Here is a 6,486-nt window from a genome sequence, read left to right as displayed (position 1 = left end):
AATCGAGCTTGCAGGCCTTGAGTTCCTTCACACCCCCCTCTGTCCTGCCGGACATCTCCCCCGCAAGGGGGGAGATTAGCAGCTTCTTTGCCGACGCCTCTCCTGTAACGTTGGCGATTGGCGAAGACGGTATTGAAGTCCAATCTCCCCCCTTGCGGGGGAGATGGCCGGCAGGCCAGAGGGGGGCGTGCCGGAGCGCCTTCGCCGGTGTTTTGCTCGCTCTCTTCCTCCTCCCCCTCGCCGCCCTCGCCGCCGACCTCCCCGCACTGACCGGACGCGTCGTCGACAACGCCGGCATCATCGATGCGTCGACCAAAGCGGCGCTGACGCAAAAGCTCGCCGACTTCGAGACAAAAGGCTCGGACCAGATCGTCGTCGCCACCATACCCAGCCTCGGCGGCGAGGAGATCGAGCCTTACGCCAACCGGCTGTTCCGCTTCTGGAAGCTCGGCCAGGCCAAGGAAAACAACGGCGTTCTGCTCCTGGTGGCGCCCAACGATCGCAAGATGCGCATCGAGGTCGGCTATGGTCTCGAAGGCACGCTCACCGACCTGCACACCAAGCTGATCATCGAGAACGACATGGTGCCGGCTTTCCGCGCCGGCGATTTCTCCGGCGGCATCACCAAGGCTGTCGACGACATGATCATGGTGCTGGAGGGCAATCCGGAGGAGCTCGAAGCGCGCGGCAAGCGCAACGAGCAGGCGCCGTTCAACTCCGATGACCTGTTCTTCGCCATCTTCATCACCATTTGGGCGCTGATCTTCTTCGGCGGCATCGCGATGACGGTGCTGCCGCCGATCTTCGGCCAGAAGATCGGACCCGGCCGCTACCGCTGGCTCGGCATGACTTTCGAGCCTGGCCGGCGATCCTCCTCGTCGAGTGGCGGTGGCTGGTCGTCGGGCGGTGGAGGCTGGTCGTCGGGTGGCGGCGGTGGCGGGTTTTCCGGCGGCGGCGGCTCGTCCGGTGGCGGCGGCTCCTCGGGAAGCTGGTGAGGCATCATGGCAACGCGATCGATCAGCGCCGAGGACCATGACCGCATCGCCGAGGCGATCCGGACGGCCGAGTTGAAGACCGACGGCGAGATCTACTGCGTCGTCGCTCGAGCCAGCGACGGCTACTTCTTTCCGGCTGCGTTCACGACGACGATCGGCCTGTTCATCGCCAGCCTTGCCGTCGCCTACGGGCTGGAGGGCTTGTGGTTGACCATCCGGCTGCCGCATTTCGTCCTGGCACAAGTGCTGGCGCAGGCCTCGGTGCTCGCCTTGCTCTGGTTTCTGCCCGCCTTGCGCATCCATTTCGTGCCGAGAAGGCTGCGTTATCAGGCGGCGCACGCCAATGCGATGAAGCAGTTCCTGGCCCGCAACGTCCACCGCACGCAGGCGCGCACGGGCGTGCTCATCTTCGTCTCCATCGCTGAGCGCTATGCCGAGGTCGTCGCCGACTCCGGCATCGATGCCAAGGTCGGCCAGCATGTCTGGGACGGCGTTGTGCGCGACCTGACGAAGCATGCCGGCGACAACCGGCTGCCCGACGGCTTCGTCAAGGCCATCGGCACGGTCGGCGCGGTGCTCGCCGAGCATTTCCCGGTGACCGAAGGCGACGCCAACGAGCTCGACGATCATCTCGTCGAAATCTGATCAGAGCATGATGCCGAAAAGTGTGAAGCGGTTTTCGGGCGACATCATGCTCTATCTCTTGGATTTAGAGACGGATTCAGATTTCAGGTCGATTCGACCTGAAATCATCCGGCTCTAGGCGCCTTGTCCGCTCACGCGCCTTTCGCCTGTGCGAAAGCGTCGAAGGGGTTTGGCGGACTCTTTGCAATCAGCCGATGCGGGTTTATGGTTAACCAATCATGAACACGCTGACGATCGACATCCGGAAGGCAGAACCGCGCGACGCGAGCGCCATCGCCGATGTGCACCAGCAGGCCTGGCGCGGCGCCTATTCGGGCATCATCCCGCACCGCACGCTGACCTCGATGATCAACCGCCGCGGCGTCGACTGGTGGGCCAACGCGATTCGCCGCGCCGCCACCGTGCTGGTGGTCGAGATCGGCGGAACGGTCGCCGGCTACGCCACGATCGGCAAGAACCGCGCCCGCGAGCTCCGCCAGCAGGGCGAGATCTACGAGCTCTATCTGCGGCCGGAATATCAGGGCATCGGGCTCGGCAGCCGTCTGTTCAAGGCGGCCAAGACCCGGCTCGCCGACCATGGCCTGCGTGGCCTGGTGGTCTGGGCGCTGGAAGACAACCACAACGCCCTGGCCTTCTATGCCGGCAATGGCGGCCGCGATATCGCCGAAGGCGTCGAGGTCTTTGAGCAGAAGGCGCTGAAGAAGGTCGCCTTCGTCTGGAATGACTAGCGTCGGCTAAGTTACAGGCCATCACAAACTGTGCGCTTTCATTAGCGTTCAGTGCCATTCACCGCATTGCACCATGACGTTTCGCCCGCTATCGGTCTTGAAATCGAGAGAGGGATAGATCATGCGTATCGAAGCCGTGCCCACTGGAAAGAACCCGCCTGACGACGTCAACGTCATCATCGAGGTGCCGATCGGCGGCGAGCCGATCAAATACGAGATGGACAAGGAGGCCGGCACGCTGTTCGTCGACCGCTTCCTGCACACCTCGATGCGCTATCCCGGCAACTACGGCTTTGTGCCGCACACGCTGTCGGGCGACGGCGACCCGATCGACGTTCTGGTCTGCAACACCCGCGCGCTGGTGCCGGGCTGCGTCATCAATGTGCGGCCGATCGGCGTCTTGATCATGGAAGACAATGCCGGCCAGGACGAGAAGGTGATCGCCGTTCCCTCGCCGAAGCTGACGCTGCGCTACGAGAACGTCACCGAATACACGCACCTGCCGGAAATCACACGCCAGCAGGTGCAGCACTTCTTCGAGCATTACAAGGATCTCGAGCCTGGCAAGTGGGTCAAGATCGAGGGCTGGCACGACTCCAACTATGCCAAGAAGATGATCGTCGACGCGATTGCGCGGGCCAAGGCCGCTAAATAGGGCGAGAGACCTTAGCCCAGCCGGGAAATGGCGGGCGGAACCCTCACCGCAGCGCCTTCTCGCCGCCGGCCGCCGTGATGACGCCGACGATGATCAGCCCGGTCAGCACCAGCCGCACGCCGGCGCTGACACCGAATGTGTTGAGCATGGTCAAAAGCAGCACCAGGAACAGGCCGGCGCCCCAGACACCCGGCACGTTGGCCTTGCCGCCGGCGACCGAGGTGCCGCCGATGACCACGACCGCGATCGAGGCCAGCAGATATTCGTTGCCGATATCGACATTGGCGCCGCGGAAATAACCGGCGAGCAACGCGCCGTCGATGCCGCCAAGTGCGCCGCACAGCGTGTAGGTGAGGAAGCGGATGCGGCCGACATGGACGCCGGCGAGCCACGCGGCGCGGATGTTCTGGCCGATCGCCAGCACCGATCGGCCGTAGATCATGCGCTGCAGCGCAAGTGCGGCGCCGATGGTGAAGGCCACCGTCAGCATCGCCAGCACCGGAATGCCCAGCACCTGCCAGTTGGTGAAATCGGCAAAACCCGGTGGCGGCTTGATCTGCAACCCGCGGCCATAGCTGATGTCGACCGACTGGATGATGAAGCTTGCCGACAGCGTGGCGATGATCGGCGGTATCCTCAGCGCCCAGATCAGCAGGTAGTTGATGGCGCCGATCGCGGCGCCGCAGGCAAGTGCCGCAAGCAGTCCGACGACGATCATGGCATCGCTGCCGCCCATCACCTTCATGGCGACCGCACTGGCCAAACCGATATTGGCCGGCAGCGACAGGTCGACATTGCCGGGTCCCAGCGTGATGACGAACATCTGGCCGACGCCGACGATGACCGTGAAGACGGCAAGCGAGAGCGCCGCCGTGACCATGCCGCCGGCGCCGTAGCCGCCGGTGAAGGCGATCGTTGCCAGCCAGACGACCAGCGCGCCGGCGAAGGACCAGATCCAGGGTTTTTCAAGCAGCGCCCGCACCGAGGTCATCGCTCACCGCTCCCTGCGGCTGATCAGCACCCGCGCCGCCAGCACGATGATCAGGATCGCGCCGTTGGCGGCCACCTGCCAGTCGGGCGGGATGTGCATGAAGGTCAGGAGCGGCGAGGCGGCCAAAGCCAGCGTCAGCGCCCCGAGCACCGCGCCGATCGGCGACACGCGGCCGCCGACGAACTCGCCGCCGCCGAGGATGACGCCGGCGATCGAAAGCAGCGTGTAGCCGTTGCCGATATTGGCGTCGGCCGAGGTGGTGATGCCGATCAGCGCCATGCCGGAAAGCACGCCGAACAGGCCGGTCAGCGCGAACAGCACGACCTTGGTCTTGAGCAGCGACCAGCCAGCCCGCCTCAGCGCCGCGGCGTTGCCGCCGGAACCGCGCAGGATCACGCCATAGGACGTGCGCATCAGGCCGAAATGCACGACCGCGGCGATCAGCAGCGCGGCAAGGATCGGAAACGGGATGTAGGGCGGCTTGAAGGACATGATCGAAAGCAGCCAGTCCGGCGCCTTGCCGCCCGGCTTGGGCAGGACCAGGATGGCAAGCCCCTGCCAGACGAAACTCATGCCGAGCGTGACAACGATCGACGGCAAATTGCGCAGATGGATCAGCGCGCCGAGCAAGGCATAGACGCCGATCGATCCCAGCAGAACCACGATGCCGATGAGCGGCGCATCCCTAAGCCAAGTTGCAGTCACGCAGCCGACAAACCCGACGAACGTCCCTATCGAAAGGTCGAGCTCGTTGCCGGCGATGACGAACATCTGCGCGATCGTCGCCAGCGCGATCGGGATCGCCAGGTTGAGCATCAGGTTGAAGCCGAAATAGCTGATGGCGCGCGGATTGAGCCAGGCGATCGCGATCAGCACCAGCGCCAGCGACAAAGCCGGCAAGAGGCCGCGCAGCAGGCGCGCCCGGGCGGCGTTGCCGCGCGGCGAGGATTTCGGGAGCGTGCCGGGAGCGATCGCGGTCATCTCATGCCGCATCGCCGAACGAGGACTGGATGATCTTTTCCTCCGTTAGCTCGTCGCGCCCAAGATTGGCGACGATGCGGCCGTTCTTGAAGACATAGACATGGTCGCAATTGTCGAGCTCTTCGGTCTCGGTGGTGTACCAGAGGAAGGTGCGGCCCTTGGCGGCCTCGTCGCGCACGAGGCCGTAGACTTCGAGCTTGGTGCCGATATCGACGCCGCGCATCGGATCGTCCATCAGCACGATCTCGGCGTCGGAGCCGAGCGCGCGGGCAAACAGCGCCTTCTGCTGGTTGCCGCCCGACAGCGAGAAGATGTTGTTGTTCACGTCCGGCGTGCGGATGCCGATCTTCTGCTTCCAGAATTCGGCGAGCTCGGCCTCGCGCTGCGGCGAGATCAGCAGGCCATTGCGCAGCCGGGCCAGCGAGCGGATGCCGATATTCTGCGCGATCGACCATTGCGAAAAGATGCCGTCCGATTGGCGGTCGCCGGCGACCAGCGCCACCGGCGCGGTGACCTCGATGCCTGCCCTGGCGCGGGAGGCAGCTGAGAATATGGCCAGGAGCAGGTCCGTCTGGCCATGCCCGGCAAGCCCGGCAAGCCCGATGATCTCGCCGGCGCGGGCGACAAGCGCCTTGCCGTCCTGCTGCCTGGCCGGGCGCGCGCGAACCCTGAGCGCCCCGGCCTCGGTCTTGCGGGCCCCGGCTGCGGCCTTCTGATGTCCTTCGGCGCCACCCATGGCGGCGACCAACTTGTCACGATCGAAGGCGCTTGCGACATCCGCCGCGACCACCTTGCCGTCGCGCATCACCACGATGCGGTCGGCGTTCTGTAGCACCTCGCCCAGCACATGCGAGATCAGGATGCAGCTGCCGCCCTTTTCGACGAAGCGGCGCACGAATGAAAGCAATTGCCCCGCCGTATGCGCATCGAGCGAAGAGGTCGGTTCGTCGAGGATGACCAGATGCAGCGGCTCTCGGGTCAGCGTGAAGGCGCGCGCCACCTCGACCATCTGCCGCCTTCCGATCGAAAGGTCGCCGGCAATGTCGTCCGCCGAAATGCCATGGTCGGGAAAGATCTCGTCGAGCTTGGCGCGGATGAGATCGGCGGCCCTGCGCCGCCAGCCGAAACCGGCGAGCGAGGGATGGTTGATGCGCGTATTCTCGGCAATGCTGAGATTGGGGCAGAGCGACAATTCCTGAAACACGCAGCGTATGCCGAGCTCGAGCGCCCGCGCCGCCGAATAGCTTGCCTCCTGATTGCCGCGCACGGCGATCTGCCCGCCGTCCGGCCGCAGCGTGCCGGCCACCATATGCATGAGCGTCGACTTGCCGGCGCCGTTATGCCCGACCAGCCCGACGCATTCGCCGGCGCCGACATGGAAGTCGACGCCGTTAAGCGCCCGGACGGCGCCGAAATGCTTTTCGGCGCCGTCCAGTCTGACGATATCTGCAATAGCCTGGAGCATCCTCAACTTTTATCCGGTCGGCGATG

At 64.8% G+C, this 6,486-nt stretch carries 7 protein-coding genes; 4 read left to right on the top strand and 3 right to left on the bottom strand.

The genetic code is table 11. From position 1 onward, the window contains the following. The first annotated feature begins 212 nt into the window (after positions 1-212). The 4 genes from FJW10_RS29425 (at position 213) to ppa (ending at position 3,023) form a co-directional block, all read left to right on the top strand. Positions 213-995: a YgcG family protein gene (locus tag FJW10_RS29425; protein ID WP_246674404.1), complete on the top strand. Its 783-nt coding sequence runs from the start codon at positions 213-215 to the stop codon at positions 993-995. 6 nt (positions 996-1,001) lie between these two features. After that, positions 1,002-1,640, top strand: a complete 639-nt coding sequence (locus FJW10_RS29420) for a TPM domain-containing protein (RefSeq protein WP_140902649.1) — start codon at positions 1,002-1,004, stop codon at positions 1,638-1,640. Positions 1,641-1,858: 218 nt separating this feature from the next. Beyond that, positions 1,859-2,368 carry a GNAT family N-acetyltransferase gene (locus tag FJW10_RS29415; protein WP_140832640.1) on the top strand — a complete coding sequence of 170 codons (510 nt, stop codon included), beginning with the start codon at positions 1,859-1,861 and terminating at the stop codon, positions 2,366-2,368. A gap of 121 nt (positions 2,369-2,489) precedes the next feature. Next, the gene (ppa, locus tag FJW10_RS29410) at positions 2,490-3,023 is read left to right on the top strand and encodes an inorganic diphosphatase (protein ID WP_140902648.1); all 534 of its coding nucleotides are present in this window, start codon (positions 2,490-2,492) and stop codon (positions 3,021-3,023) included. Positions 3,024-3,066: 43 nt separating this feature from the next. Here the strand turns inward: ppa and FJW10_RS29405 are convergent, their stop codons facing one another. From FJW10_RS29405 to FJW10_RS29395, 3 genes are read right to left on the bottom strand one after another with little or no spacing between them, the layout of a single operon-like run. After that, the gene (locus tag FJW10_RS29405) at positions 3,067-4,014 is read right to left on the bottom strand and encodes an ABC transporter permease (RefSeq protein ID WP_140902647.1); all 948 of its coding nucleotides are present in this window, start codon (positions 4,012-4,014) and stop codon (positions 3,067-3,069) included. A gap of 3 nt (positions 4,015-4,017) precedes the next feature. Next, entirely contained in the window at positions 4,018-4,995 is a 978-nt protein-coding gene (locus FJW10_RS29400) for an ABC transporter permease (RefSeq protein ID WP_181177709.1), read from the bottom strand. 1 nt (position 4,996) lies between these two features. Then, positions 4,997-6,460 (bottom strand): sugar ABC transporter ATP-binding protein, encoded by a 1,464-nt coding sequence (locus FJW10_RS29395; RefSeq protein WP_140902645.1) that lies wholly within the window; start codon positions 6,458-6,460, stop codon positions 4,997-4,999. Positions 6,461-6,486: the final 26 nt, after the last annotated feature.

The sequence above is a fragment of the Mesorhizobium sp. B4-1-1 genome, assembly GCF_006439375.1.
Taxonomy (GTDB): Bacteria; Pseudomonadota; Alphaproteobacteria; order Rhizobiales; family Rhizobiaceae; genus Mesorhizobium.
The sequence above is the reverse complement of the archived record's forward strand: the minus strand, read 5'-3'. Positions and strand labels throughout refer to the sequence as shown.